Source organism: Nonomuraea rosea (genome assembly GCF_039539705.1).
Classification (GTDB): domain Bacteria; phylum Actinomycetota; class Actinomycetes; order Streptosporangiales; family Streptosporangiaceae; genus Nonomuraea; species Nonomuraea rosea.
Map to the genome: position 1 here is coordinate 381,270 of NZ_BAABDQ010000001.1, position 25,452 is coordinate 406,721.

The 25,452-nt window shown below is 70.1% G+C and carries 22 protein-coding genes; 13 read left to right on the forward strand and 9 right to left on the reverse strand.

Annotation, left to right across the window (positions count from 1 at the left end; translation table 11 throughout):
* Window positions 1–511 precede the first annotated feature (511 nt).
* Together ABEA43_RS01775 and ABEA43_RS01780 are read left to right on the forward strand one after the other, a co-directional pair.
* The gene (locus ABEA43_RS01775) at window positions 512–736 is read left to right on the forward strand and encodes a type II toxin-antitoxin system VapB family antitoxin (RefSeq protein WP_345557914.1); all 225 of its coding nucleotides are present in this window, start codon (window positions 512–514) and stop codon (window positions 734–736) included.
* A complete protein-coding gene (locus ABEA43_RS01780) occupies window positions 718–1,146 on the forward strand; it encodes a PIN domain-containing protein (RefSeq protein ID WP_345557917.1) in 429 nt (142 codons plus the stop codon). The genes ABEA43_RS01775 and ABEA43_RS01780 overlap by 19 nt, the downstream gene beginning before the upstream one ends.
* Before the next feature lie 290 nt (window positions 1,147–1,436).
* On the opposite strand, the gene ABEA43_RS01785 is transcribed toward ABEA43_RS01780, so the two are convergent.
* Window positions 1,437–2,156: a PIG-L deacetylase family protein gene (locus ABEA43_RS01785; protein ID WP_345557919.1), complete on the reverse strand. Its 720-nt coding sequence runs from the start codon at window positions 2,154–2,156 to the stop codon at window positions 1,437–1,439.
* A gap of 95 nt (window positions 2,157–2,251) precedes the next feature.
* On the opposite strand from ABEA43_RS01785, the gene pcrA reads away from it, so the two are divergent.
* Window positions 2,252–4,504, forward strand: coding sequence for a DNA helicase PcrA (gene pcrA / locus ABEA43_RS01790; protein WP_486348720.1), 2,253 nt, complete (start codon window positions 2,252–2,254; stop codon window positions 4,502–4,504).
* A gap of 782 nt (window positions 4,505–5,286) precedes the next feature.
* Here pcrA and ABEA43_RS01795 read toward each other — a convergent pair.
* The 3 genes from ABEA43_RS01795 to ABEA43_RS01805 all read right to left on the reverse strand — a co-directional run bounded on the left by ABEA43_RS01795 (window position 5,287) and on the right by ABEA43_RS01805 (window position 8,197).
* Window positions 5,287–6,231: a L,D-transpeptidase gene (locus ABEA43_RS01795; RefSeq protein ID WP_345557921.1), complete on the reverse strand. Its 945-nt coding sequence runs from the start codon at window positions 6,229–6,231 to the stop codon at window positions 5,287–5,289.
* A gap of 128 nt (window positions 6,232–6,359) precedes the next feature.
* A complete protein-coding gene (locus ABEA43_RS01800; RefSeq protein ID WP_138692846.1) occupies window positions 6,360–6,992 on the reverse strand; it encodes a response regulator in 633 nt (210 codons plus the stop codon).
* A complete protein-coding gene (locus tag ABEA43_RS01805) occupies window positions 6,989–8,197 on the reverse strand; it encodes an ATP-binding protein (protein WP_345557926.1) in 1,209 nt (402 codons plus the stop codon). The genes ABEA43_RS01800 and ABEA43_RS01805 overlap by 4 nt, the downstream gene beginning before the upstream one ends.
* A gap of 113 nt (window positions 8,198–8,310) precedes the next feature.
* On the opposite strand from ABEA43_RS01805, the gene ABEA43_RS01810 reads away from it, so the two are divergent.
* The 8 genes from ABEA43_RS01810 to ABEA43_RS01845 all read left to right on the forward strand — a co-directional run bounded on the left by ABEA43_RS01810 (window position 8,311) and on the right by ABEA43_RS01845 (window position 18,668).
* Window positions 8,311–9,957: a PspC domain-containing protein gene (locus ABEA43_RS01810; RefSeq protein WP_345557928.1), complete on the forward strand. Its 1,647-nt coding sequence runs from the start codon at window positions 8,311–8,313 to the stop codon at window positions 9,955–9,957.
* Window positions 9,947–10,147: a hypothetical protein gene (locus ABEA43_RS01815; RefSeq protein WP_345557929.1), complete on the forward strand. Its 201-nt coding sequence runs from the start codon at window positions 9,947–9,949 to the stop codon at window positions 10,145–10,147. The genes ABEA43_RS01810 and ABEA43_RS01815 overlap by 11 nt, the downstream gene beginning before the upstream one ends.
* A gap of 70 nt (window positions 10,148–10,217) precedes the next feature.
* A complete protein-coding gene (locus tag ABEA43_RS01820) occupies window positions 10,218–10,700 on the forward strand; it encodes a (2Fe-2S)-binding protein (protein WP_345557931.1) in 483 nt (160 codons plus the stop codon).
* Complete coding sequence (locus ABEA43_RS01825) at window positions 10,697–13,111, forward strand: xanthine dehydrogenase family protein molybdopterin-binding subunit (protein ID WP_345557933.1); 2,415 nt, start codon at window positions 10,697–10,699, stop codon at window positions 13,109–13,111. The genes ABEA43_RS01820 and ABEA43_RS01825 overlap by 4 nt, the downstream gene beginning before the upstream one ends.
* On the forward strand, window positions 13,108–13,962 hold the full coding sequence (locus ABEA43_RS01830; protein WP_345557934.1) for an FAD binding domain-containing protein: 855 nt from the start codon (window positions 13,108–13,110) through the stop codon (window positions 13,960–13,962). The genes ABEA43_RS01825 and ABEA43_RS01830 overlap by 4 nt, the downstream gene beginning before the upstream one ends.
* A 78-nt stretch (window positions 13,963–14,040) precedes the next feature.
* Window positions 14,041–14,760, forward strand: a complete 720-nt coding sequence (locus ABEA43_RS01835) for an SRPBCC family protein (protein WP_345557936.1) — start codon at window positions 14,041–14,043, stop codon at window positions 14,758–14,760.
* 228 nt (window positions 14,761–14,988) lie between these two features.
* Window positions 14,989–17,622 carry a bifunctional glycosyltransferase/CDP-glycerol:glycerophosphate glycerophosphotransferase gene (locus ABEA43_RS01840; protein WP_345557937.1) on the forward strand — a complete coding sequence of 878 codons (2,634 nt, stop codon included), beginning with the start codon at window positions 14,989–14,991 and terminating at the stop codon, window positions 17,620–17,622.
* Window positions 17,619–18,668 (forward strand): glycosyltransferase, encoded by a 1,050-nt coding sequence (locus ABEA43_RS01845; RefSeq protein WP_345557939.1) that lies wholly within the window; start codon window positions 17,619–17,621, stop codon window positions 18,666–18,668. Before ABEA43_RS01840 ends, ABEA43_RS01845 begins: the two co-directional genes overlap by 4 nt.
* Window positions 18,669–18,678: 10 nt before the next feature.
* Here the strand turns inward: ABEA43_RS01845 and ABEA43_RS01850 are convergent, their stop codons facing one another.
* From ABEA43_RS01850 to ABEA43_RS01860, 3 genes are read right to left on the reverse strand one after another with little or no spacing between them, the layout of a single operon-like run.
* Window positions 18,679–19,719, reverse strand: a complete 1,041-nt coding sequence (locus ABEA43_RS01850) for a sulfotransferase family protein (RefSeq protein WP_345557941.1) — start codon at window positions 19,717–19,719, stop codon at window positions 18,679–18,681.
* A gap of 21 nt (window positions 19,720–19,740) precedes the next feature.
* The gene (locus ABEA43_RS01855) at window positions 19,741–20,532 is read right to left on the reverse strand and encodes a CDP-alcohol phosphatidyltransferase family protein (RefSeq protein ID WP_345557943.1); all 792 of its coding nucleotides are present in this window, start codon (window positions 20,530–20,532) and stop codon (window positions 19,741–19,743) included.
* Window positions 20,533–20,580: 48 nt separating this feature from the next.
* On the reverse strand, window positions 20,581–22,023 hold the full coding sequence (locus ABEA43_RS01860) for a glycosyltransferase family 2 protein (RefSeq protein ID WP_345557945.1): 1,443 nt from the start codon (window positions 22,021–22,023) through the stop codon (window positions 20,581–20,583).
* Between the two features lie 125 nt (window positions 22,024–22,148).
* On the opposite strand from ABEA43_RS01860, the gene ABEA43_RS01865 reads away from it, so the two are divergent.
* Both ABEA43_RS01865 and pseI read left to right on the forward strand, forming a co-directional pair.
* Window positions 22,149–22,673, forward strand: coding sequence for a GNAT family N-acetyltransferase (locus ABEA43_RS01865; RefSeq protein ID WP_345557947.1), 525 nt, complete (start codon window positions 22,149–22,151; stop codon window positions 22,671–22,673).
* On the forward strand, window positions 22,670–23,713 hold the full coding sequence (gene pseI, locus ABEA43_RS01870; RefSeq protein WP_345557949.1) for a pseudaminic acid synthase: 1,044 nt from the start codon (window positions 22,670–22,672) through the stop codon (window positions 23,711–23,713). The genes ABEA43_RS01865 and pseI overlap by 4 nt, the downstream gene beginning before the upstream one ends.
* Here pseI and ABEA43_RS01875 read toward each other — a convergent pair.
* Window positions 23,710–24,699, reverse strand: coding sequence for a PseG/SpsG family protein (locus ABEA43_RS01875; protein WP_345557950.1), 990 nt, complete (start codon window positions 24,697–24,699; stop codon window positions 23,710–23,712). The two genes, pseI and ABEA43_RS01875, sit on opposite strands and share 4 nt — an antisense overlap.
* On the reverse strand, window positions 24,696–25,424 hold the full coding sequence (locus tag ABEA43_RS01880) for a cytidylyltransferase domain-containing protein (RefSeq protein ID WP_345557952.1): 729 nt from the start codon (window positions 25,422–25,424) through the stop codon (window positions 24,696–24,698). Before ABEA43_RS01880 ends, ABEA43_RS01875 begins: the two co-directional genes overlap by 4 nt.
* Window positions 25,425–25,452: the final 28 nt, after the last annotated feature.

Consider the following 25,452-nt stretch of genomic DNA (forward strand, 5'->3'; position numbering starts at 1 on the left):
GCCCCGGCCTTTCGCACCTCCACCCGCGCCATCGCGCCCCTACGTCTCCGCTCATTCCTGCGCGCCGTCGTCGAAGCCGGTTGTGCCTCGGACTCCGTCCGCGCGACAGCGTGTCCTTCGCGTCCGTGTGTCCTGTGCGCTTTCGCCGTCTGTTCCGTCTGTTCCGTCGGCTTCGTCCGCTCCTCCATTCGTGCGCGGCGGTGGGTGGGCGATGCGGGTGAAGTCGCACATGGCGCGACTTCCTGCTCCGAACGGGGATTCGCGCTGCTACGGCGGGGCGTACTCGCCTCATCGCGAGCGACACGAGTAGATCGTCGGCTCTCGCGGGGTGAAGGTTTTCGCCTGCTGGATGAGAATCCTCACCCCAACGCGGATCGCGCCACTTCACCCTTCACCTGGCTGCTCTAACGTCTCCGCGACGCTCTCCTCCGGACGCTCCCGTTCCCGGCGCGGAGCGTATATCAAGATCGCGCAGGCTTATATACGCTGGAGGTAGGAAGGGTGGTGCTGCATGCGTACGGTCATCGACATCGACAAGGAGCTCCTGGAAGCGGCCCAACGGAAGCTAGGCACGATGACAATGAAGGAAACGGTTCACGCCGCGCTGCAGGCGGCCGTCGACCGGGACGAGGAAAAGGCGAGCGCGATCGAGGCGTTCGAGTTCTGGCGCACGGAGGGGAGCCCGGATCTGCTGGATCCGGAGGTCATGAAGCATGCGTGGCGACGACAGGACTGATGTATCTCCTCGACAAGAGCGCTCTGGGGCGCATCCGCACCAGCGATGTGGTCGCCAAGGCCCTCTATCCGCTCTACGCCGCGCGCGTCGTGGCGACGTGCAGCATGATCGATCTTGAAGTGCTCTACAGCGCCAGGAACTTCCCGCACTACCAGCGCATTCTGCAGGCGCAGCGCCAGTGCATCCTGCTGCCGGTGGATCAGGAGGTGCAGGCTCGGGCTCTGGAGGTGCAGAGACAGCTCGTCGAGATCTCGCAGCACCGTGGCATCGGGACGAACACGCCGCTGATCGCCGCCTGCGCCGAGGTGCGCGGGGCGACGATCCTGCACTACCACCGGGACTTCGACATCATCTCGGAGGTCACCGGGCAGCCGTCGCTCTGGGTGGTCCCGCCAGGGTCCATTCCATAGCGAACGTTCAGGGCTCCGGGCATCGGGCTGAGATGGCCGTTCAGGGCTCCGGACGTCGGACTGTGTTGGTCGTTCAGGGCTCCGGACGTCGGACTGTGTTGGTCGTTCAGGGCTCCGGGCATCGGACTGTGTTGGTCGTTCAGGGCTCCGAGTGTTAGGCCGTGATCGCTGTTCAGGGCTCCGGACGTCACGGCGTGATGGTCGTTCGGGGTGGGTCGTGGTGGTCGTTGTTGGAGGCTTCGGGTTCCGGGCCGGCGAAGGCGGCGGGTTGCGGCGTACCGAAACCGGGGTCAGCCTGTCGGGACGACCTGGAAGCCTTCCGCGTAGCGGCCCTCGCCGAACCCGGCCTGCTTGGCCCAGGCGGCGAAGCGGCCCTTGACGAAGTCGGCGAAGCCCTCCACGTGCGACACCTGACTCACATGCGACTGCAAGGCCGCGAGCTTGCGGTCCATGACCTCGGTGACATCCACGTAGTGGTTGGGGGTGGAGCCGCCGTTCAGCCACACCTCACGCACGGTCCACGCCTCCAGGCCCTCGTCCTTGAACAGCTCGGGGAACGCGTAGGGGTTACGGGCGTCCGGATAGACCGCGTCCAGGGTGGCGCCGCCCACGGCACGGTGGTCGGGGTGACTCGGGGCGATGAACTGGTAGTTGCGATCCGGGTGGTGGGTGATGACGATGTCGGGCCTGACCTGGCGGATCACTCGGGCGATGGCGCGCCGCAGCTCTAGCGAGGGCACCACCTGGCCGTCGGAATAGCCGAGGAAGCGCACGTCAGTGACGCCGACCGCCTTGGCCGCCGCCAGTTGCTCGGTCCTGCGGAGCTCGGCCATGCCGGTGTTGTCCAGCGTGCGCTCGTTGCCGCCCGCGTCACCGTCCGTGGCCAGCAGGTAGGTGACCTCCACGCCCCTGTCGGCGAACAGCGCCACGCTTCCGGCCGAACCGAAATCGGCGTCGTCCGGATGAGCGGTCACGACCAGCACCCGGTTGATCTCGGCTTCAGGCAGCATGATTCCCCTTTCTGGACCTTCCATGGAAGACAACCGGGACCCTGCCGATGGCATTCCGGGCGCCGATTGTCGGTGGGGCGTCTTAACCTAGGTGCGTGCCGACCCAAGTCTCTGTTGACCACCCCTTGCTCGATGGCCTCAACCCGCAGCAGCGCGAGGCCGTGATCCATCATGGCAGTCCGCTGCTCATCGTGGCGGGGGCGGGATCGGGGAAGACGCGGGTGCTCACCCACCGCATCGCCTACCTGCTGGCCGAGCGCAAGGTGCATCCGGGCGAGATCCTGGCGATCACCTTCACCAACAAGGCCGCCCGCGAGATGAAGGACCGCATCGACAAGCTGGTCGGGCCGCGTTCCAAGGCGATGTGGGTGATGACGTTCCACAGCGCCTGCATGCGGATCCTGCGGCGGGAGGCCAAGCGGCTCGGGTTCCCCTCCAGCTTCTCGATCTACGACCAGGCCGACTCGCAGCGGCTCATGGCCATGGTGTGCAGGGAGATGGAGCTCGACCCGAAGCGTTATCCGCCGCGCTCGTTCTCGGCTCAGGTCAGCAACTTCAAGAACGAGCTGATCGACTACGAGACCGCGATCGACAAGGCGGGCTCGCATCTGGAGAAGACTCTCGCGCAGGCGTACAAGGCCTATCAGCTCAAGCTGACCGAGGCCGGGGCGATGGACTTCGACGACATCATCATGAACACGGTGACGTTGTTCCAGCTCTTCCCCGAGGTCGCGGAGCACTACCGGATGCGGTTCAGGCATGTGCTGGTGGACGAATACCAGGACACCAACCACGCCCAATACATCCTCATCAGGGAGCTGGTCGGGCATCCCGAGCTGCGCACGGCCGACGGCGACGTGGTGCGCGCCGGGGCCGACCAGTCCGAGCTGTGCGTGGTGGGTGACGCCGACCAGTCGATCTACGCGTTCCGGGGCGCGACGATCCGCAACATCCTGGAGTTCGAGCGCGACTATCCCGACGCGCGGACGATCCTGCTGGAGCAGAACTACCGCTCGACCCAGAACATCCTGGCCGCCGCCAACGCCGTGATCTCGCGCAACGAGTCGCGCAAGCCGAAGAACCTCTGGTCCGACCAGGGTGATGGCCCCAAGCTGGTCGGCTACGTCGCCGACAACGAGCACGACGAGGCCATGTTCGTGGCGCAGGAGGTCGATCGGCTCAGCGACGAGGATGGCGTCAAGGCGAGCGAGGTGGCCGTCTTCTACCGGACCAACGCGGCCTCCCGGGTGTTCGAGGAGATCTTCATCAGGACCGGGCTCCCGTACAAGGTCGTCGGGGGTGTGCGCTTCTACGAGCGCAAGGAGGTCAAGGACCTGCTGGCCTACCTGCGCGTGCTCGCGAACCCGGCCGACGTGGTGTCGATGCGCCGCATACTCAACGTGCCCAAGCGCGGCATCGGCGAGCGGGCCGAGGCGATGATCGAGGCGCTGTCGTCGCGCGAACGCATCTCGTTCTGGGACGCGCTGCGCCGGGCCGACGAGGCGTACGGCATGGCCACGCGCTCGCTCAACGCCGTACGCGAGTTCGTCGCGCTCATCGAGGAGCTGATCGGCAAGGGCGCGGGCATGCCGCCGTCGGCGCTGGCCGAGGAGGTGCTGGTGTCCACCGGCTACCGCGCCGAGCTGGAGGCCTCCGAGGATCCGCAGGACGAGTCCCGCCTGGAAAACCTCAACGAGCTCATCTCCGTGGCCTCCGAGTTCGAGGAGGCCAATCCGGAGGGGACGCTGGTGGAGTTCCTGGAGCAGGTTTCGCTCGTGGCCGACGCCGACCAGATCCCCGACGCGGACGGCGGCCAGGGGGTCGTCACGCTGATGACACTGCACACGGCGAAGGGGCTGGAGTTCCCCGTCGTCTTCCTGACGGCCATGGAGGACGGGGTGTTCCCGCACATCCGGTCGCTCGGGGAGCCCAAGGAGCTGGAGGAGGAGCGGCGGCTGGCGTATGTGGGGATCACGCGGGCGCAGAAGCGGCTCTACATCACGCGGGCGGCGGTGCGCAGCTCTTGGGGGGCGCCGTCGTTCAATCCGGCCTCGCGCTTCGTGAGCGAGGTGCCGGGGCAGCTCATCGACTGGCGTACCGATCCGGAGAAGTCGGCTTGGAGCGCGGCCACGGCGCGAACGCCTGCCGCGCGGCCGACGCCGGCGAAGAGCGGTGGGCGAACGGTGCCTACTCTGACGCCTGGTGATCGGGTCACGCATGACGCGTTCGGGCTGGGCACGGTGGTGGCGGTCGATGGGGTGGCGGAGAAGACCAAGGTCAAGATCGACTTCGGTAGTGGTGGGGAGAAGACGCTGCTGCTGGCTTACGCACCGCTCGAAAAGCTCTGAGCCGGCTTCTTCTCCCCGGGTGCCCCAGGTTGGTCTTCCTGGGGACGTTCGGTAGCCGAGTGGAGTCGAGTGGGCTTTGCCGGTGGCCGAGTGGGCTGTTGATGGCTTGGGGGCTGTTGGTGGGCTGCCGGTAGCTGGGTGGGCTGGTGGTGGCTCGGGTGCGCTGCTGGTGGCTGAGTGCGCTGGTGGTGGCTCGGGTGAGCTGTTGGTGAGCTGGTGGTGGCTTGGGTGAGCTGGTGGTGGGTGTGTGGAGGGTTGTCCGTGGCTGGGTGGAGGTCTGGGCGTTAGGGCGGGCTTCAGGGCGTCAGTGGCGGTCTGAGAGGCGGCGGTGGCCAGCCTGCTGCGGGCCGCGTCCGTGCGTCGGCGATCGAACGCCGGCGGGACGGGACGGCCGTACTCGTACGCGACGTCCGCGATGTCTCGCACCGTGGGATCCCATCCGCGTCGGGCCAGCCAGGGATCGAGGTCCTCCGAAGGGCCGCCCTGCCACAGGTCCAGCAGGTCTGGCGAGACCTGCACGCGGGCGGCGCATGGCACCACCCAGCCGCTCAAGCTGGGCCGTGACGGCGGGTGCGCGGGGAGGTCGGTAAGCGTCTCCCTGGAAAGTGGGCCACCCGGTGCGGCGGGTGGTGCCCACTGTGCGCAGCCGTAAAAGCTGGTGGGGTTGGCGGTCGGGTGCAGCCGCATAGGCCGGGGTTGACTGTCGGGTGCAGCCGCAAAGGCCGGGGTTTACCGTCGGGCGCTGCCGTAAAGGTGCTGGGGTGTAGCCCTAAAGGGGGCGTTTACAGGGCGCTGCCCTTCTTCCATTGGGTCCAGTTGAGCTGCCAGTAGCTCCAGCCGTTGCGCCAGTCCAGTTTGCGCTTAGTGCCGGTGATCTTGACGACGTCCCCGCGCTGTGCGATCCCGTAGAACCACTTGGCGCCCGCCGGCGTCGCCCGCACGCACCCGTGGCTCTGGTTCGAGCGGCCGAGGTACTGGTAGTAGCCGGCGCTCTGGTGGACGTACTCGCCGCTGTCGGAGATCCGCACCGCCCAGGGGATCTCCTCCTTGTAGTAGCGCGGGTCCTTGGGGTCCGTCACGCCCATCCACGACGAGGTCATGGTCTCCACGGCCTTCTTGCCCATCGTGAGATGGACGCCGCTGGTGGTGAGGTAGACGTCCACGCCGTTCCGGACGAAGCCGCCCTTGCCCGCGCTGATCTGGATCTTCTTCGCGATCTTGCCGTCGCGGTAGACCTTCATGATGTGGCTGCGGGTGTTGACCACGGAGATGTTCGAGGTGCCGACGGCGAAGCGGCGCGACACGTCCTTGGCGGCGGTGTTGCCGGGAAGCTGCGACAGCCGCGCGGTGAACAGCACCTTCTGGTGCGGCTTCCAGTACGTCTTGGTGCGGTAGATGACCTTGCGCTTCGACACCCAGCGCCAGGCGCCATCGACCGGCTTGTCCGCCTGGACCTCCAGCAGCGCCTCTACGGCCGCCTTGTCTTTGACGTCGCGATCGAACGTGACGATGATCGGGAAGCCGACGCCCACTTTCTCGGACTTCTCCCCCATCGGGGTGATGTCGGCGATGTCGAGCTTGAGCTTCGCCGGGGCCGTGACGGCGGTGCCGCCTGCGACCTGGGCCACCGCCGCCTGGGAGACGGGGGCAGAAGGGCTTTCCGCCGCACAGGCCGTCATGGCGGCGAGTGCGATCAGGGCCGGTAGCATCCGGGGGACGCGTTTCAAGGGGATTACTCCTGGACTATGTGCTTACTCCTTACTGTGTGACAGCTGAGACGGATGTTTCGTTAGCCAAAAGCCGATAACTATCCCGCAACGGTCCAAAACGCGTATGCAGGGGTAAGGGGGGCGGGTCAGACGAGGCGGCGGGCGGTCGCCCAGCGGGACAGCTCGTGCCGGTTGGAGAGCTGCAGCTTGCGCAGCACCGACGAGACGTGCGTCTCCACGGTCTTCACCGAGATGAACAGCTCCTTGGCGATCTCCTTGTACGCGTAACCGCGCGCGATCAGGCGCAGCACCTCGCGCTCGCGCTGCGTCAGCGAGTCGAGCTCCGGGTCGATCGACGGCGCCTCCGACGACGCGAACGCGTCCAGCACGAACCCCGCCAGCCGCGGCGAGAAGACCGCGTCACCGTCGGCCACCCTGCGGATGGCGTCGGTCAGCTCCTTGCCGCTGATGTTCTTGGTGACGTAGCCCCGCGCGCCGCCCCTGATGACGCCGATGACGTCCTCGGCCGCGTCGGAGACCGACAGCGCCAGGAACCGGACCTGGGAGCCGGAGCCGAGCACCCTGCGCAGCACCTCCTGGCCGCCGCCGCCCGGCATGTGGACGTCGAGCAGGACCACGTCGGGCTCCTTCTCGGCGATCGCCTTGACGGCCGTCTCCACGTCCTCGGCCTCGCCCACCACTTCGATCGAGTCGCCCAGCTCGGCGCGCACGCCGGAGCGGAACAGCCGGTGATCGTCGACGATCAGTACGCGCGTCATGCCTTCTCCACCTTCATCGTCAACATCACTTCCGTGCCCTCACCAGGCTCGGTACGCACCCGGGCCGCGCCGCCGTGACGTTCCATTCTCCCGATGATGGACTCCCTGATCCCCATCCTGTCGAGCGGCACCGCCTCGAAGTCGAACCCCTTGCCCCGATCCTTCACGAAAATCGTGACCTCTTCACCCTCTACTTCGGCATAAACAGAAATAGACGAGCTCCCAGAGTATTTGGCCGCGTTGACCATCGCCTGCCTGGACGCCTTCAGCGTGGCCGCCAGCTTGCCCGCCGCGTCGAGATCGATGTCGCCCACGCAGACGACCTCGATGGGCACGCCGTGCGCGTCCTCCTCCTCGGCGGCGATCCTGCGTACGGCGGCCGCCAGCGTGGCGTCGGCGTCCTGGGCCGGCTGGTAGAGCCAGTTGCGCAGGTCGCGTTCCTGGGCGCGGGCCAGGCGGGTGACCTCGCGCTGGTCGTGGGCCACGCGCTGGATCAGCGTGAGCGTATGCAGCACCGAGTCGTGCACCATGGCGGCCACCTCCGCCCGCTCCTCCTGCCTGATGCGCTCGCGCCGCTCCAGCTGCAGCTCTTTCCACAGGCCGGCGAGCCACGGCGTCGCGATGACCGCCAGGCCGCCGACCACCACGATGGTGAACAGCAGTCCTGGCCTGGCCTGGTCGAGCTCGCCCTGCGCGGCCAGGAACCCGGTCGCGCCGATGACGACGAGCACGATGCCGATCAGCGTGCGCACGCGGTTCTTCCTGATGCTGCGCGACGCGCCGCTCACCCAGCTCTTGCGGCGTTCCGGGTCGGCCTGCTGCCACAGGATCAGCGCGCCGATTCCGCCCACAGCGAACGGCAGCATGCCGACCCCGCCTTTGGAGGCCCCCGTGAGCCAGCCGAACGCGAACAGCGCCACCCCGATCGCGCTGAACGCGGCGAGCTGGCTCCAGTCCCGCTGTGGCGGCTGCCCCTCGTACGGCTGGCGCGGCGTGACCATCCACAGCACCGCGTACGCCACCATGCCGACCCCGCCGACAACGCTGAGCAGCACGAACATGAGCCTGATCACCACGGGATCAAGCGAGAGTTGCCTCGCGAGCCCTTGGGCAACGCCGCCGAGCAGGCGGCCCTCCATGGGTCGCATCATCCGGCGATAGGGCACGTCGCCGCTGGGCTCGGCAAGAGTCTTCTGGTCAGCCATAACATCGTCATCGTCACATGTCGGGGGCACTTCCGGCATCAGGGAACAACCCCCGGGTCGGATCAGGGGTGTCCCGGATGCGAGCACATCGCCCGTAGGTCCACGATGGTTTCATGACAGAAGCTCCGCCCAGGGAACCGGCCGCTTCCCCCCGTGCGCTGCGCCGCAGCAGCGAGGGACGCTTCCTCATGGGAGTCTGCGCGGGCCTGGGCCGGCACACCGGCATCGACCCCGTGGTGTTCCGCGTGGCCTTCGCCGTGCTGTTGCTGGGCTCCGGGATCGGCCTGTTCGTCTACCTGGCCGCGTTCCTGCTGATGAAGGAGCCGAACGGCAAGCCGGGGATCATCGAGCAGTGGACGCGCCGCGACTTCGACGCCGAGGCCGTGATGGCGCTGCTGACCGCGGTGCTGGCGTTCGGGCTGGCGATCAACCTGGCGACCGTGTGGCTCGACACCGGAACACTCGTGGTGGGCATGCTCCTGGCGGTGTCGCTGCTGGCCGCGCATTCGAGCGGGGTGGACCTGCTCGGGCTGGCCCGGTCGATGCCGGAACGGCTCAGCAGGCGCAGGAGCAGCGAGCAGCCGCCGGTGGCGTCGTACACGCGCGCCGCGCCGACGCCTCCCGTGCGTCCGGCCAGGCCCGAGCCCGCCGCGGGGCCGGAGTTCCCGGTAAGGCCCGAGACCGCCGCAGGGCCCGAGTTCCCCGTACGGCCGGCGCCGGAGCCCGGCCGCGCCACGTTCGGGACAGCAGCGGCCGCGACGCCCCTGGCAGCCTCAGCCTCGATGGCCGAAGGCGCCGCCCCGGAAGCCGCACGCGCCGAGGAGCAGGCCGAGGAGCAGGCCGGCGAGACCGTCCAGCGGGCCGCCCAGGTCCAGGAGCCCGCCGGCACGAAGAGCCCCAACCGCCTCGACGAGGAGGAGTCGGCGCGGGCCGACGCGCTGACCGCGGAGCACGCGGTCCCGACGCACCACCAGCCCGCCTACCGCCCCCAGCCGAAGACGGCCGTCGAGCACGCCGCCTACGGCGAGCCGTTCGCGCCGAACGGCCCCTTCCGGCCGCTGGACCCCGCCAGGCGCGGCGGCGGCTACTCGCCCTACGACCCCGCACTGTACGGCCGCCCGCTCCCCAGAGCCGAGCGGCCCCGGCGGCCGAAGTCGTTCATCGGCGTCATCGTCTTCCTGCTGGCATTCATCATTGGAGGGATCGTCGTGGCCGTCCAAGCCAGGTCGGCCGCCGGAGTGAGCCCTACCATCGTCGGCGGCGCCATGCTCATCACGATCGGCGCCGGCCTGCTGGTCGCCGCCTGGTGGGGCCGGGGCGCGGGCCTGGTGGCCGCGGGCACCACGGTCGCGCTGATCGTGGCCGTGGGGCTGATGCTCGGCGGCCTGCCCAGGAACGTCGGCGAGTCCGCCTGGGCACCCTCCAGCGTCGCCGAGGCGAACCGGATCTACGACGTCGGGGTCGGCGACGGCCGGCTGGACCTGTCGGAGCTGAAGCTGGCGGCGGGATCGACGGTGACGTTCAACGCCTCGGTCACGGTGGGCGAGCTGGTGGTGATCGTGCCACCGACGGCCAGGGTGGAGGTGCACGCCGCCAACAAGGTCGGCGACATCAAGATCGACCAGTCGATCAGGGGCGGCGTGGACATCAGGACGAACAAGGTGCTGACGCCCGAGATCGCTCCTGACGGGAAGGCCGCCACCATCGTGCTCAACCTCAAGGGCGGCATCGGCGACATGGAGGTGCGGCGTGCCGCGTGAGGTCGAGACCAGGCGGACGCACAGGACGGACTGGATGGCCCTGCTCAGCGGGATGCTGTTCATCGTTCTGGGCATTCTGCTCGTGACACGCGCGATCACGGATTGGCTGGTCCTGGTCGGCGTCATGGTGCTGGGACTGGCGTTCGCAGGGCTGGTGGCGATCATCGCGCGGGTGGTCCGCGGCAAGTAACCCTTGACCGGGAAAAACACCGGCGTACGTTCGGAGTGTCCGCCTTTCCCCTGCTCCTGAGGGAGGACGCATGCCCCGAATCACCGTCACCGTCGACGGGGTCAAGTACGAGGAGGACGTCGAGCCGCGACTCCTGCTCGTCCACCTACTACGCGAACGGCTGGGCAAGACCGGCACCCCTGTCGGCTGCGACACCAGCAACTGCGGCGCCTGCACCATCATGCTCGACGGCAAGAGCGTGAAGAGCTGCTCCGTGCTCGCCGTGCAGGCCGACGGCTGCGACGTGGTCACCATCGAGGGCCTCGGCACGACCGGGTCGATGCACCCGATGCAGCGGGCCTTCCACGAAGAGCACGCGCTGCAGTGCGGCTACTGCACGCCCGGCATGGTCATGGCCGCGATCGACCTGCTCAGGGACGATCCCGACCCGTCGGAGGAGACGATCAGGCACGGCCTGGAAGGCAACCTCTGCCGGTGCACCGGCTACTGCAACATCGTCCGCGCCGTACGCAGAGGCGCACAGGAAATGGGTCAGGCGGTGAGCACGCCATGACCGAGCTGGACGCCGGCCGGGTCGCCGATCAGATAGCGCAGAGCGACCAGATCAACGAGCCGGTGGGCACGTCCGAGGTCGGCAGGCCGCGGCGGCGCAAGGAAGACGCCCGGCTGCTCACCGGACGCACGCAGTGGACGGACAACCTGTCGCGTCCCGGCATGCTGCATGTGATGTTCCTGCGCAGCCCGATGGCGCACGCCAGGATCGTCAGGGTCGACGTCTCGGCGGCCCGTGACCTGCCCGGCGTGGTGGCGGCGTTCAGCGGCCAGGACTTCGCGGCCGAGCAGGGCAGCCTGCCGTGCGCGTGGCCGGTGAGCGAGGACATCATCATCCCGGAGCATCCGCCCATGGCGCTGTCCGAGGTGCGTTACGTCGGTGAGGCCGTGGCCTGCGTGGTCGCGACCGACCGCTACCGCGCCGCGGACGCGCTCGACGCCATCGACGTCGAGTACGAGCAGTTGCCCGCCGTTCTCGACATGAACCAGGCGCTGACGGCGGACAGCCCGAAGGTGCACGAGACGGGCAACCAGGCGTTCACCGCGAAGATCGTCTCAGGTGACATCGAGGCGGCGTTCAGGGACGCGCCCGTCGTCATCGACCGTACGTATGTGCAGCAGCGGCTCATCCCGAGCGCGATGGAGCCGCGGGCGGTGGTGGCCGACACCGACGGCGAGGCGTTCACGATCTGGTCGTCCACGCAGATCCCGCACGTCCTGCGGGTCATGCTCGCGGTCGTGACCGGCATCCCCGAGCACAAGCTCCGCGTGATCGCTCCCGACGTCGGGGGCGGCTTCGGCTCGAAGCTGCAGGTCACCGCGGAGGAGGTGCTCTGCCTGCTGCTCACGAGGAAGCTCGGCAAGCCGGTCAAGTGGGCCGAGACCCGTTCCGAGGGCAACCTGACCGTGCACCACGGCCGCGACCAGATCCAGCACCTCAGGCTGGCCGCCGACGCCGACGGCCGCATCCGCGGCCTTCAGGTCAGCCTGCTGGCCGACATGGGCGCCTATCTGATGCTGGTCACGCCGGGCGTCCCGATGCTGGGCGCGGCCATGTTCAACGCGATCTACAAGATGGACGCGTACGAGTTCGGCTGCGTCGGCGTGTTCACCACCAAGATGCCCACGGACGCCTACCGTGGCGCGGGCCGTCCCGAGGCGACGTTCGGCATCGAGCGGATGATGGACGAGCTGGCCGCCGAGTTGCGCATGGACCCGGTGGAGGTGCGCAAGCGCAATTGGATCAAGCATGAGGAGTTCCCGTACACCACGATCTCGGGGCTGACCTACGACTCGGGCAACTACGAGGCGGCCACGGACAAGGCGCTGTCGCTGTTCGGCTACGACAAGCTGCGGGCCGAGCAGTCCGACCGGCGTGACAGGGGCGACCCGGTCCAGCTCGGGATCGGCGTGAGCACGTACACGGAGATGTGCGGCCTGGCGCCGTCCCGGATGCTTGGCGCGGCCAACTACGGCGCGGGCGGCTGGGAGCACGGCGCGATCCGCATGCTGCCCACCGGCAAGGTCGAGGTCATCACCGGCACCTCGCCGCACGGGCAGGGCCACGTTACGTCGTGGAGCCAGATCGTCGCGGACGCGCTCGGCGTGCCGTTCGACGACGTGACGGTGCTGCACGGCGACACGGCGATCTCGCACAAGGGCATGGACACCTACGGCTCGCGCTCGCTGGTCGTCGGCGGCATGGCCGTGCTGAAGGCGTGCGACAAGGTCAAGGACAAGGCGCGCGTACTGGCCGCGCACGTTCTGGAGTGCTCGCCGGACGACCTGGAGTTCGACGCCGGGGCGTTCAAGGTGCGCGGCACCGACTCGCAGAAGACCATCCAGGAGCTGGCCTACGCGGCGTTCGTCGCCCACGACCTGCCCGACGGGGTGGAGGCGCGGCTCGACTCCGACGCCACGTTCGACCCGGAGAACTACTCCTTCCCGCACGGCACCCACCTGTGCGCGGTGGAGGTGGACACCGAGACCGGCATGGTGAAGATCCGCTCGTACGTGGCGGTCGACGACGTCGGCAAGGTCGTCAACCCGCTGATCGTCGAGGGCCAGGTGCACGGCGGCATCGCGCAGGGCATCGCCCAGGCGCTGTACGAGGAGGCCGTCTACGACGCCGAGGGGAACCTGCTGACCACCACGATGGCCGACTATCTGCTGCCGTCGGCGGCCGATCTGCCCGCGGTGACCCTCGACAGGACCGAGTCCCCCGCGACCAGCAACCCGCTGGGCGTCAAGGGAGTCGGTGAGGCGGGCACGATCGCCTCGACCCCGGCCGTCGTGAACGCCATCGTGGACGCCCTGCGCCCGCACGGCATCCAGGACGTCCGGATGCCGTGCACGCCGGAACGCGTCTGGCGGGCAATCAACGAGCGGACGCAGGAAGGAGCGCGGCAATGATCCCCGCGCAGTTCGACTACGTGCGCCCCGGCTCGCTGTCCGAAGCCTGCCAGGCGCTCGGCTCCGACGAGGACGCCAAGGTCCTGGCGGGCGGGCAGTCGCTGCTGCCGCTGCTGCGGCTGCGGCTGGCGTACCCGTCGAAGCTGGTCGACGTCGGCCGGCTGCCCGAGCTGACGGGCGTGCACGACCGGGGCGACCACGTCTTCATCGGCGCGCTGGCCACGCACGACGAGGTGCTGCGCTCCGGCGTGGTGAACGCCGACTGCCCCCTGGTGGCGATCGCCGCCGCCACGGTGGCCGACCCGGCGATCCGGCACCGGGGCACGTTCGGCGGCTCGCTGGCCCACGCCGACCCCGCGGGCGACCTGCCCGCGGTGGCGCTGGCGCTGGACGCCGTGTTCGTGGTCAGGTCCGAGCGGGGCGAGCGGGAGATCCCGGCCGCCGCCTTCTTCATCGACTATCTGGAGTCGTCGCTGGAGCAGGGCGAGATCCTGGTCGGGGTGAAGATCCCGAAGCTCGGTCCGGGCTGGGGCTTCCACTACGAGAAGTTCCACAGGACCGCGCAGGCGTGGGCCATCGTCGGCGTGGCGGCGGCCGTCAAACGCTCCAACGGCTCGATCGCCGAGGCCAGGATCGGGCTGACGAACATGGCGTCGACCCCGCTGCGCGCCCGCGCGGTCGAGTCCGCCCTGCAGGGCGCCGAGCTGGGCGATCAGGTACGTCAGGCGTGCGAGGAGGCGGCGGCGGACACCTCGCCGACGGCCGATCTGCACGCCCAGCCCGACTATCGCCGGCATCTGGCCAGGGTCCTGACCCACCGCGCGGTACGCACGGCGGCCGGATCGCCCTGACCGGTTCAGGGGGCGTCCTCTTCCGGGGCGCCCCCGCTCCGACGTAGTCTCGCAACCACCGGGAGAAGGAGCGGATCGATGGCGATGCGGTTCGAGCACGAGTTCACTGTTCTTGTTCCGGTCGAGCAGGCCTGGGCCGTGCTGCTCGACGTCGAGCGGGTGGCGCCGTGCCTGCCAGGGGCGACGCTGGACATCTTCGAGGGCGACGAGTTCACCGGCAGGATGAAGGTCAAGGTCGGCCCGATCGTGGTGACCTACAAGGGCTCGGCCAAGTTCGAGGACGTGGACAAGGACTCCTACTCGCTCGCCATCCAGGCGTCGGGCAGGGAGGCCAGGGGCTCGGGCACGGCCTCCGCCACCGTGAAGGCGCGGATGACGCCGAGCGGCGAGAACGCCACGACGGTGATCGTCGAGACCACGTTCAACGTGACCGGGCGGCCCGCGCAGTTCGGGCGCGGCGTGATGGCCGAGGTCGGCGGGAAGCTCATCGAGCGGTTCGCGAGCAACCTCGCCGACCTGCTCTCCGAGCCCACAGTCGAGCAGACCGCGCCGCCGCTGGATCCGGCCGCCGCCCAGGGCACGCCCGGCCAGGATGAGCGGCATCTGAGCGCGGTGCCCACGCCCGAGCAGGACGCGCGGCCGGCCGGCACGTTGCGGACCTCGCGCACGCCCGACGAGGAGGCGCTCGACCTGCTGGAGATCGCCGGGCAGCCGTTGCTGAAGCGGCTGGCGCCCATCGCGGGCGCGATCGCGGCGCTCGTGCTCATCGTCTGGCTGATCCGCAGGCTCACGCGCTGAGTCTGGCTGACCCGCAGGCTCACGCGCTGAGTCCGGCTGATCCGCAGGCTCACGCGCTGAGTCTGGCTGACCCGCAAGCTCACGCGCTGACCTCGCAGGTCACGTACTGGGCGATTTGTCGGCTTATACGCTGTTTTTGGGCAAATACTCATTCAAGTCCGGACACTTCGCCGCAGCTCGGGGAAGTGCCATTCCCGCAGGTGATTGGACCAGCGGGGGGACTTTGGCATGCCGGACTGCACCGTGGTCGTGATCTCGTACAACGACGCGGCCCGCCTGCCCAGGGCCGTCGGCTCCGTGCTGCGTCAGTCGCTGCGCGACGTCGAGGTGATCATCGCGGACGACGCGAGCACGGACGACACGCCCGAGGTGGCGGCCGGGCTCGCGGAGCGCGATCCGCGGGTGCGCTACCTGCGCAGGCCGGTCAACAGCGGCGGCTGCGGCGCGCCGCGGAACGACGGCATCGACGCCGCCCGCTCCCCCTACGTCATGTTCCTGGACAGCGACGACGAGCTGCCCAGGCACGCGTGCAAGAGCCTGCTCGCCGAGATCGAGCGGACCGGGGCCGACTTCGTGTCGGGGCAGATCTCGCGGCTGTTCGAGTCGAGCGGGCGGCTGCGGCCGTACTATCCCTCGTTGTTCGCCAGGCGGCGGGTGGTGGCGGGCATCAGGGAGGAGCCCGAGCTGTTCCTCGACTCCTTCAGCACGAACAAGCTCTACAACGTGGCCTGGCTGCGCGACCACGTGCTGCGCTTCCCCGAGGACATCCACTACGAGGACCACGTCTTCGCGACCGAGCTGTACGCCGTGTCGCGCAGGTTCGCGATCGTGCCGTGGGTGGTCTACCACTGGCACCGGGCGGAGACGAACGACTCGATCTCGCTCAGCATCAACGACCTGGACAACGTGCGGCAGCGGGTCATCGCGGCCCGGCTCAGCGACGACATCCTGCGCGGCTACGGGGCCGCGGACCTGGTGCCCCACAGGCAGCGCCGGTTCCTGCGCCAGGACCTGCGGGTCTATCTCAATCCGCTGCCGGCCAGGGACCTGGTGTGGGTCAAGGAGTTCGCCGCGCTGGTGCGCCCGTACCTGGAGGAGATCCCGGCCGAGGTGATGGCGGAGATCGACCCGCTGGACCGGGTCTGCTGCCGGCTCATCCTCGATGACCGGGCCGAGGACCTGCGGACGGCGACGGGCTCGCTGACCGGGCCGCGGGCCGCGCCGCGGGCGGCCGTACAGGTGGGCGGGCGTACGTACTGGGGCACCTCGGCGGAGCCCGGCATGGACATCACCCGGCTGCGGCTGGCGGAGCTGCCCTTCACGGCCTCCAGGCTGCGGCACGAGGTGGCGGCGATCTCCGCGGACGGCGACCGGGTGCGGATGACCGTGCGGACCTACGACCCGTTCGGGGCGCTGCCCGCGGAGTGGACGGCGTTCCTGCAGCTCGGCAGGGAACGGATCCCGATACGCCCCGAGCCGTCCGGCGCGGGCGGGTACGTCAGCGAGATCGTCTTCACCCCCAAGGGCAGGTGCGACCCGCGCATCGGCTTCACCAGGACCTCCGACGGGCACACGACGACCGACCGGCTGATCATCGATCCGCACACCAAGCCGATCGAGCTGACGCGCTGCACGCTGACGGCCGAGGGCTACACCGCCTACCTGTGCGTACGCCCCGACTCCATCCCGCAGTCGGTGTGGCGGCGGGTCAAGCGGCGGCTGATGAAGCGCTTCAACACGCCGCGGAACAAGCTGCGGGCCTACAAGGTGCTGATCAAGGTCGTGCCCAGGCGGCGGGACCTCGCGCTGTTCGAGTCCGACGTCGGCAAGGGTTACAGCGGCAGCCCGCGGGCCATCTACGAGGAGCTGCGGCGGCGCTCGCTGCGGATCGACGTGGTCTGGTCGGTGGCCAAGGGCCGCAAGAACTTCCCGGCCGACGCGCGCCTGGTCCGCCGGGGCAGCTGGCGCTACATCTGGACGATGGCCCGCGCCGGGATCTGGGTCGACAGCCACGGGTTCCCGCTGGACTATCCGAAGCCCGCGGGCACCCGCTACCTGCAGACGTGGCACGGTCAGGGCATCAAGTCGATCGGGTTCGACGCTCCCGACCTGCGCGGGGACTTCGACAAGCCCCGGGCGCAGTGGCGCGCCGCGGTGGCCAGGTGGGACGCGCTGGTCTCGCCGAGCGCGGAGTTCTCGCGGGTGTTCCTGCCCTCCAACGGGTACGCGGGCAAGGTCTACCGCTGCGGCACCCCCCGATGCGACGCCCTGGTCAGGGCCGAGCCCGCCAGGGACGAGGTGATCGAGCGGCTGGAGATCCCGCCCGGCAGGAAGATCCTGCTCTACGCGCCCACCTACCGTGACCGGGTCAAGGGCAGCGGCAAGTCGATCAGGGCGGACCTGGAGCTGCTGGCCGAGGAGCTGGCCGGCGAATGGGTGCTCATCCTGCGGACGCATCCGGTCGAGCGCTACCGCCCGCCCGAGCACCTGAAGCACTTCGTGCGCTCGGCCGGGTCCTATCCCGAGATCAACGACCTGATGCTGGCCTCGGACGCGCTCCTGACGGACTACTCCTCGGTGATGTGCGACTACGCGCTCACCGGCAAGCCCATGCTGTTCTTCATCGACGACTGGGACGACTACCGGCTGTCGGAGCGCGGCGTCTACCACGACCTGCCGGCCATCGCGCCGGGGCCGTGCGTCTCGACGACCCCCGAGCTGGTCGCCGCGCTGCGCGACCTGCCCGCCGTGCACGCGGCCTTCGCCGAGCGGTACGCGGCCTTCCGCGAGCTGTGGTGCGCCGACGAGCACGGCGACGCGGCGGCGCGGATCGTGGACGACTTCTTCGAGGGGGCCCGATGAGCGTCGTCTTCGCCTGCATGGACGCCGACACGCTCGGCGGCATCCAGCAGGTCACCCACACCCTCGCCCAGGGGCTGGCGCAGCGCGGGCACGAGGTGCACGTCGTGGGCCTGCGCCGGGCCGCCACGCCGTTCACGTACGTGGACCGGCCGCTCTACCACCATCACGTGGTCGGGTCGCCCGGCCTGCTGGCGCAACGGCGGGCCGACCGGCGGCTGAAGGAGCTGCTCGCGACGATCCCGCCGGGCTACGCGGTCATGACCTCGCCGTCGGTGGTGACCCGGATGTCGGGGCTGCTGCCCGCCGGGCTCCGGCCGATCGGCCAGTACCACGGCTCGTACGGCCACGCCCGCGACTGCTGGCACCTCGGCTCGATCAGGCGTCACTACCCCGCGCTCGACCAGGCCGTCTTCCTCAGCGGGGACGACGCGTGGCTGTTCGCCGAGCACGCGCTGCTGCCCAACACCTGGACGCTGCCGAACCCGCTGGCCACCTGGCCTGAGGAGATGTCCGCGCTGACCGCGCCCCGGGTGCTCGGCGTGGGCCGGCTGGAGGGAGTCAAGCGCTTCGACCGGCTGATCAGCGCGTTCGCCCGCTCCGGCGCGCCGCCGCCGTGGGAGCTGCACCTGATCGGCGACGGCGCCGAGCGCGAGCGGCTGCGCGCGCACGCCGCCGCGGAGGGCGTCGGCGACCGGGTGGTCTTCAGAGGGCTGGTGCCGGCCGCGCGGATGCCCGCCGAATACCTCGGCGCCTCCATCCTGGGCCTGACCAGCGAGCACGAGGGCCTGCCCATCGTGCTGCTGGAGTCGGCCGCGCACGGCGTGCCGTCGGTGGCGTTCGACGTGTCGGGCGGCGTGCGGTCCGCCGGGCCGCTGCTGGTGCCGCCCGGCGACGTGGACGCGTTCGCGGCCGGGCTGGCCGGGCTCATCGACTCCCCGGAGGAGCGGCGGCGCCTCGGCGCCGACGCCCGCGCACGGGCCGAGGGCTTCCGCCTCGACCACGTGCTCGACCGGTGGGAGTCGATGTTCGCCCACATCGAGCGCTGAGCCTCAGGTCTCAGACGGCGGGTTCGGTGAGCTCGGCGCGCTGGTGCGGCACGCCCGCCATCGTCCGCTGGCCCGTGGTCAGCATGGCGGCCACGGGGCTCGGCTCGCGCAGCCGGTTCAGCCGGTCGCGCATCGCCTTGCGCATGCGGCTGGCCTTGCGCTTCTGCATGGTCTTCTGGGCGGCCGTCACGTGCTCCTTGGCCGGCTTGGGCGCGCCGCTCAGCTCGTACCCCATGGACTCCAGGCGGTCGCCGAGCATGTGCTCGCACAGCGCGATCTCCCAGTCGTCCAGCCGGTTCGCCCAGCTGCCCACGCGGGCACGGGTGACCTCCTGGTGCGTGTTGCTGTGCCAGATCTTGTGCTGCGGCACCGCCACGCTGGCCGCCTCCCGCGGGGAGATCATCGACGGCGAGAACTCCTCGTCCAGGAAGTGGCAGAGCTTCTTCAGCTCCGTCATCGGGTCGTCGGTGAGGTCCTCGTAGCGCAGCTCGTAGTAGGTGTCCGCGGCCAGCGTCCGCTTGAGCCGGCCGCCCGCGTCGATGGCCTCGGCCCAGGTGGAGACGGCGTGGAAGGAGTCCAGCGTGTACCAGGGCATCTCCTTCAGCGAGGCCACGCAGTCGCGGCCGTCCCTGATGAGGTGGATGAACTGGGCGTCGGGGAAGAGCCTGAGCAGCAGGTCCACCTGCTTGACGTAGCTCGGCCGCTTGTCCCCCCAGCGGGCCTTGTCGAACCGGTCGGCGTACATCCGGAAGGCCGTGCCGATCACCGAGCCCAGCGAGCCCGGGCCGTCCACGGCCTGCGCGATGAACTCGTCCTTGTCGATCTTGAGCTCGCGGAACTTCGTGCTGCGGTCGGTCGCGATCCACTGCGCCAGGGCGCGGCGGCGGGCGGCGACCCGGAGGTCGCCCCACGTGCGACGCCGGTAATAAGCGGGAACGAGGAAGCGCGTCTCCGGCGGCACCGCCATGCGCGGATGCGAGTGGAGCATGAGCTGGAGCATCGTGGTGCCGGACCGCGGGCATCCGATGACGAAGACTGGCCGGTCTGACATTTCGTACTAACCCCCGAAAAATTAGACGAGAACGTGCTCTCTGCTCTCCTGGGTGGAGGCCACGCTGTGCCTGCGCGTGAAGAGCCACATCCGGTAGACAAGGAAGACTTCGTTGGTGAGCAGCAGCACTCCCGACAGCACGGCGAGCGGGATCAGCGCCCACGCCCCCGCGATGGGCGCGATCACGAACACCGCCGCGTGAAACTCGATGCCGCTGATCAGGTGCGAGCGGACCCGGCGCCTGGCCAGGAACCTGTTGAGCCGCTTGGGAAAGCTGCGCCCCCGCGGCAGCCGGTCCCCACGGTCGTCGTCGGGCTCCGGGAGCCCGCACTCCTCCCTGACGGCCTCGCGCACCCGCTTCATCTGCGGCGCGTTGACGTACCTGAACAGGTCCAGGACGGCCACCGCCGCGCCGAGAACGACATAGATCACATCTCCGGTCAGGGCGTACTGCCCGTATGCCAGCCCCCCGGCACACAGGACCACCCTGATCCGGTCCCCCACGTAGTCCAGCCACAGGCCGAAGGGCGTCCCCGTGCCCTTGAGCCGGGCGATTTTGCCGTCCACGCAGTCGATCATGAAGCTCAGATAGAAGACCAGAGCGCCCGCTACGAGCTGGTTCATTGCGAAACAGGCGGCTGACACCGTGCCGAGGACCAGCGAGAGCACGGTAAGCCCATTGGGCGTCAGCCGGGTGTGGTTGGCGACGGGAAGGGCGACCCGGCAGGCGACCGGGTCCACGAAATACACGGTCCACCAGGAGTCTCTCCGCTTGCGTGTCTCGTAGACGTCATCGAGCGAATAGGTCCTCATGGATCCCAGCATGAACACCGATCGCGCCCGAGCGATTACTGTCTGGAACTACTGGGTGATGTCCATGCCGGTTCTTGACCAACCCGGCACGGAAAACCGCCACGCGGAGTTCGCGTCACCGTCCCTGCACCACCCCTTGAGCACCAGGCCGCGGGTCTCGGCGCGCACTTGGAGCCGCCAGCTCGGCCCGCCGCCCGCCAGCCGCGCGGGGTCGATGGCCGCGGCCACGCCGTAGCGGCCCGAGCGCCGGACCTCCAGCGGCACCCGGCGGCGGCCGTCGCTGAGCCACAGCCCGACCTTGCCGACCTTGCGGTCCACGCGGTGCATGGCGACCTGCCCGCGCAGGCGGAACTCGGCGCCGGTCCACTCGCACGCCTCGACCCTGGCGACGAGTTTGAGCTCCTCGCGGGCGTCGAACACCTCGTCCGGGATCCGCAGCCGGCGGTCGCGGAAGAAGGGGTAGTCGCCGTACCAGTTGGTGGTGCGCAGCCCGCGCGGCACGATGCGGGTGCCGTCCGCGTGGGCCCGCCGGAAGTCGCGCACCCTGCGCAGCTCCGCGATCAGGCCGCGCCTGACCAGGTGCAGCTCCAGGCGGCGCAGCGACGGCGCGGTGGCCAGCACGTTCGCGCCCAGCTCGGCCAGCCAGGCGTCGGCCAGCTTCAGCAGCGGCCCGCTCTCCGCACCGGCCTCCAGCGCCTGGAACAGGAACAGGATGTCCTTCTCCAGCACCAGCGCGTCGAACCCGTCGAGCAGCTCGGGCGCCCGCTCGTCGAGGAACGCCCGGACCGAGCGGATGGCCGCCAGCCGCTCGTAGAGGTTGGGCAGCTCGGCCCGGCGCTGCGTGATCGAGGTCTCCCCCGACTCGCGCTTGCGCCAGTGGTAGACCACGTCGCCGACCATGTCCACGCTGGTGGCCAGGACGTGCGCCTGCATGGCGACGGGCACGTCCTCGTAGATGCCCGCGGGGAACTCCAGGCCGTGGCGCTCCCAGAAGTCGCGCCGGTAGACCTTGTTCCACACCGTGCGGTCCCTGACGAGCACCTGCTTGTCGGTGATGTGGGTGCACAGCTCCGGCCGCCTGAACGCCTTCTCGTGCAGCGTCGACTCCTCCAGCACGCCTTCCACGAGCCGCCCCACCGCACCGCACGCGAGGTCCGACCCGGTCTCGGCGAGCTTCGCGACGAGCACCTCGTACGCCTCGGGCGGCACGACGTCGTCGCTGTCCGCGAAGGCCAGGTAGGTGCCGCGGGCCTGCCGGATTCCCTCGTTGCGCGCGGGACCTGGCCCCATGTTGGACTGGTCGATCAGCACGAAACGGCTGTCCCGGGCGGCGAAATCCTCGGCCACCCGTCTGCTGCCGTCGGCGGAGCCGTCGTCCACGAGGATGACCTCGATGTCGTCCAGAGTCTGCGCTGCGAGCGATTTCAGGCACTCGGTGATGTACGGCTCCACGTTGTAGACGGGGACCACGACACTGAGCAGGGGGATCATGCCGATTGCTCCTTGGCTCGGGATGGGGATCGAGGGCAGCATGCCTCGCCGGCCAGACGGATTCCCGGTCCCATACCCGTCCCTGATGAGCTCTTTACCGGACGCGTAATCCGCTACGTTGTGCAATGGATCGAGCACGAATAGTAGGGGGAGCGGTGCTGAGAGACGTCCAGGACGATGATCTGCCGGTTATGCTCCGCTGGCGTAACCACCCGCGCGTGCGCGCCGCCAGCTTCGAGACGCACGAGATCGGCGAGGACGAGCACGCCCGCTGGTGGGCCACCGCCCGCTCCGACGCGGGCAAGCTCGTGCTGATCTACGACCACGAGGGGGCCGCGGCCGGCGTGGTGACCTACGCCGGCCTGCCGTCCGGGACCGCCCGCTGGGGGTTCTACCTGGACCTCGACGGGCTGGAGCGCTCGGGGGCGCTCCTGCGGGCCTGGATCGGCCTGGAGCGGGCGGCCATCGAGCACGCCTTCGGGCCGCTCGGGCTGAGCGTGCTGCGCGGGGAGGTGCTGGCCGGCAACGAGCCGGTCAGGCGGCTGCACAGGCGGTTCGGGTTCGAGGAGATCGGCGTCTACCAGCGGATCGTGGACGGCGTTCCGCGCGACGTCGTGGTCATCCAGCTCAACAGGAAGGAAGAAGCATGATCTCCATCGCGGGGCGGCCGATCGGGGCCGGGCATCCGCCGTACGTCGTGGCCGAGCTGTCCGGCAACCACAACGGGAGCCTGGATCGGGCGCTGGCCATCGTGGACGCGGTGGCCGCCGCCGGCGCGCACGCGCTGAAGCTGCAGACCTACCGGCCCGACACGCTGACCATCGACTTCGACGGGCCCGCGTTCCGCCTGGGCGACGATCACAGTCTGTGGGGCGGCGAGAACCTCTACCAGCTCTTCGAGCGCGCCCACACGCCGTGGGAGTGGCACGAGCCGATCTTCGAGCGGGCGCGGGCGCACGGGCTGGCCGCCTTCTCCGCGCCCTTCGACCCCACCGCGGTCGAGCTGCTGGAGAAGCTCGGCGTGCCGGCGTACAAGATCGCTTCTTCGGAGATCGTGGACCTGCCGCTGATCAGGCTCGCGGCGGCCACGGGCAAGCCGGTGATCATCTCGACGGGGATGGCCTCGGTCGGGGAGATCCACGCCGCCGTGAACGCCGCCCGCGAGGCCGGGTGCACGCAACTCGCCGTGCTCTCCTGCACGGCCTCCTACCCGGCCGCGCCCTCCGAGAGCAACCTGCGGGCGCTGCCGCTGCTGGCCGCGCTCACCGGGGAGGTCGTGGGGCTCTCCGACCACACGCCGGGGCTGGGGGCCGCGCTGGCCGGGGTCGCGCTGGGGGCCTGCCTGATCGAGAAGCACGTCACCCTGTCGCGCGACGAGGGCGGGGTGGACGCGGCCTTCTCGCTGGAGCCGGCCGAGCTGGCGGCGCTGGTGACGGAGAGCGAGCGGGCCTGGGAGTCGCTGGGGAGCGCGGTGATCGGCCCGCGTCCTTCGGAGCGGGAGGGCCTGCGCTTCCGCCGGTCGCTGTACGTGGTGCGGGACGTGCGCGCGGGCGAGCGGGTGACGGCGGAGAACGTCCGCTCGATCCGGCCCGCGGGCGGGCTGCCGCCCGAGGCCGTACGCGAGGTGATGGGCCGCGCCTTCGCCAGGGACGTGCCGTTCGGCACCCCGCTCACCTGGGATCTGATCTAGCGGCAGGCTCGCAGCAGGGCGTCGGCGACGCGTTCCCTGCCCCGCCCGTCCACCAGGCCGCCGCCCCGCCTGCCGTGCTCCTCGCGGGCGGCGGGGTCGGCGAGCAGCCGGGCGAGCACGCCGACGGCCGCCGCATCCGGGGCCCGCCCGAGCCCGGCCGCCGCGCCCCTGCCCACGAGCTCCTCGTAGCCGATGAGCTGGTTGTCCGCCACCCAGCTCAGTGCCGTGGGCACGCCGAGGTAGAGCAGCTCCCAGATGGCCGAGCCGGCCGCCGTGACCACGAGGTCGGCTCCGGCCATGAGCTCGGGCAGCCGGTCCGTGGGCGGGATCACGGTGATCGGGCCGTCCGCCGCGAACGGCGCCGGGCTCACGACCGTGGCCTCGAACGGCCGCCCGGTCGCCACCAGCGCCCCGGCCCACGCGGGGGCGACACCGGCGCTGTCGGTGCCGCCGAAGAAGCACAGCACGCGCGGCACCGGCTCCCGTCGCGGCTCCCGCCCGCGCCGCCGCACGCTGTCACGCAGCAGCGCGTAGCGTGCCCCCGCCAGCCGCGTGGCCGCCGGCGCGGGCGGGTCGAAGGGGCGGCGTTCGGCTCCGAGGTTCTGGTCGAGGTAGAGGTCGGCCTCCTGGCCCAGCGGGTCGCCGTCGATGACGGCCAGCACCGGCAGCCCCGCCTTCCTGAGCGCGGCCCCCGTGCCAGGGGGCAGGTCGTAGGAGTCCAGCACCACGGCGTCCAGGCGCAGCTCGCAGGCCAGCGCGGCCAGGCGTACCGGGGCCGAGGGAGCGGCCGACAGCGGCAGCCCGCGATCGCGCAGCTGCGCCGACGCCCACGGCGAGCCGGACACCTCGCCCAGGAAGACCACCTCGGCGCCACGGGCGCGCAGCTCCTCGGCCAGCGCCACGCAGCGCACCAGATGACCGGCCCCGCCACGAACCCCGGCGTCGCAGCGCACGCCGATCCGGACGGCCGCGTCGTTCGCGCTCACGCGTCCTGCAAGGCCTTCTGCCGCACGTGGGCGTTGAGCCCGCACACCTCCGGCCTGGCCCGCAGCCAGCTCACGAGCGTCCCGACCGGCACGCAGCGGTCGCCCAGCTCCGCGACCACCCGGGAGATGAGCCGCCAGTCGTCCTCGGTGTCGAGCGTGACGCGCAGGTCGTCGGCGGCCGGCTGGTAGGCCAGCCCGAGCAGCCGCGTGTCCCCGGGCTCCGTGTAGACGTAGGAGGTCACGTGGGTCCGGTGGTGCGCGACCGCCTCGCGGTCGGCCCGCTCCAGCGCGGCCCCGCTCACGATCTCCACGTCGGCCCCGCGCGGCAGCGTGCGCGCCAGGCTCGTGCTCAGGTAGCCGAGCCCCGGCACGGCCCTGAAGACCAGCGCCGCCTCCCTGATCACGGCGGGATCGAGCAGCGGGCAGTCGGCCGTGAACCTCATCACGGCCTCCCCCTGCCGCCCCGCCAGCGCCTGGACGAACCGGGTCAGCACGTCGTCCACCGGCCCCCGGTGGCAGGCCACGCCGAGCCTGCGGCACTCCGCCACGACCGCGTCGTCCTCGGCCAGCGTCGTGGTCGCCACCACGAGATCGTCGAGCACCTCCGCCTCGCGTACGGCGCGGATCACCCATCCCAGGACGGATCGGCCCCCCAGCTCGCGCAGCACCTTCCCCGGCAGCCGCGTCGAACCCATGCGAGCCTGAATAATTCCGACAATACGCACCGAAGCCCCATTCCCCTATGTGACAGTG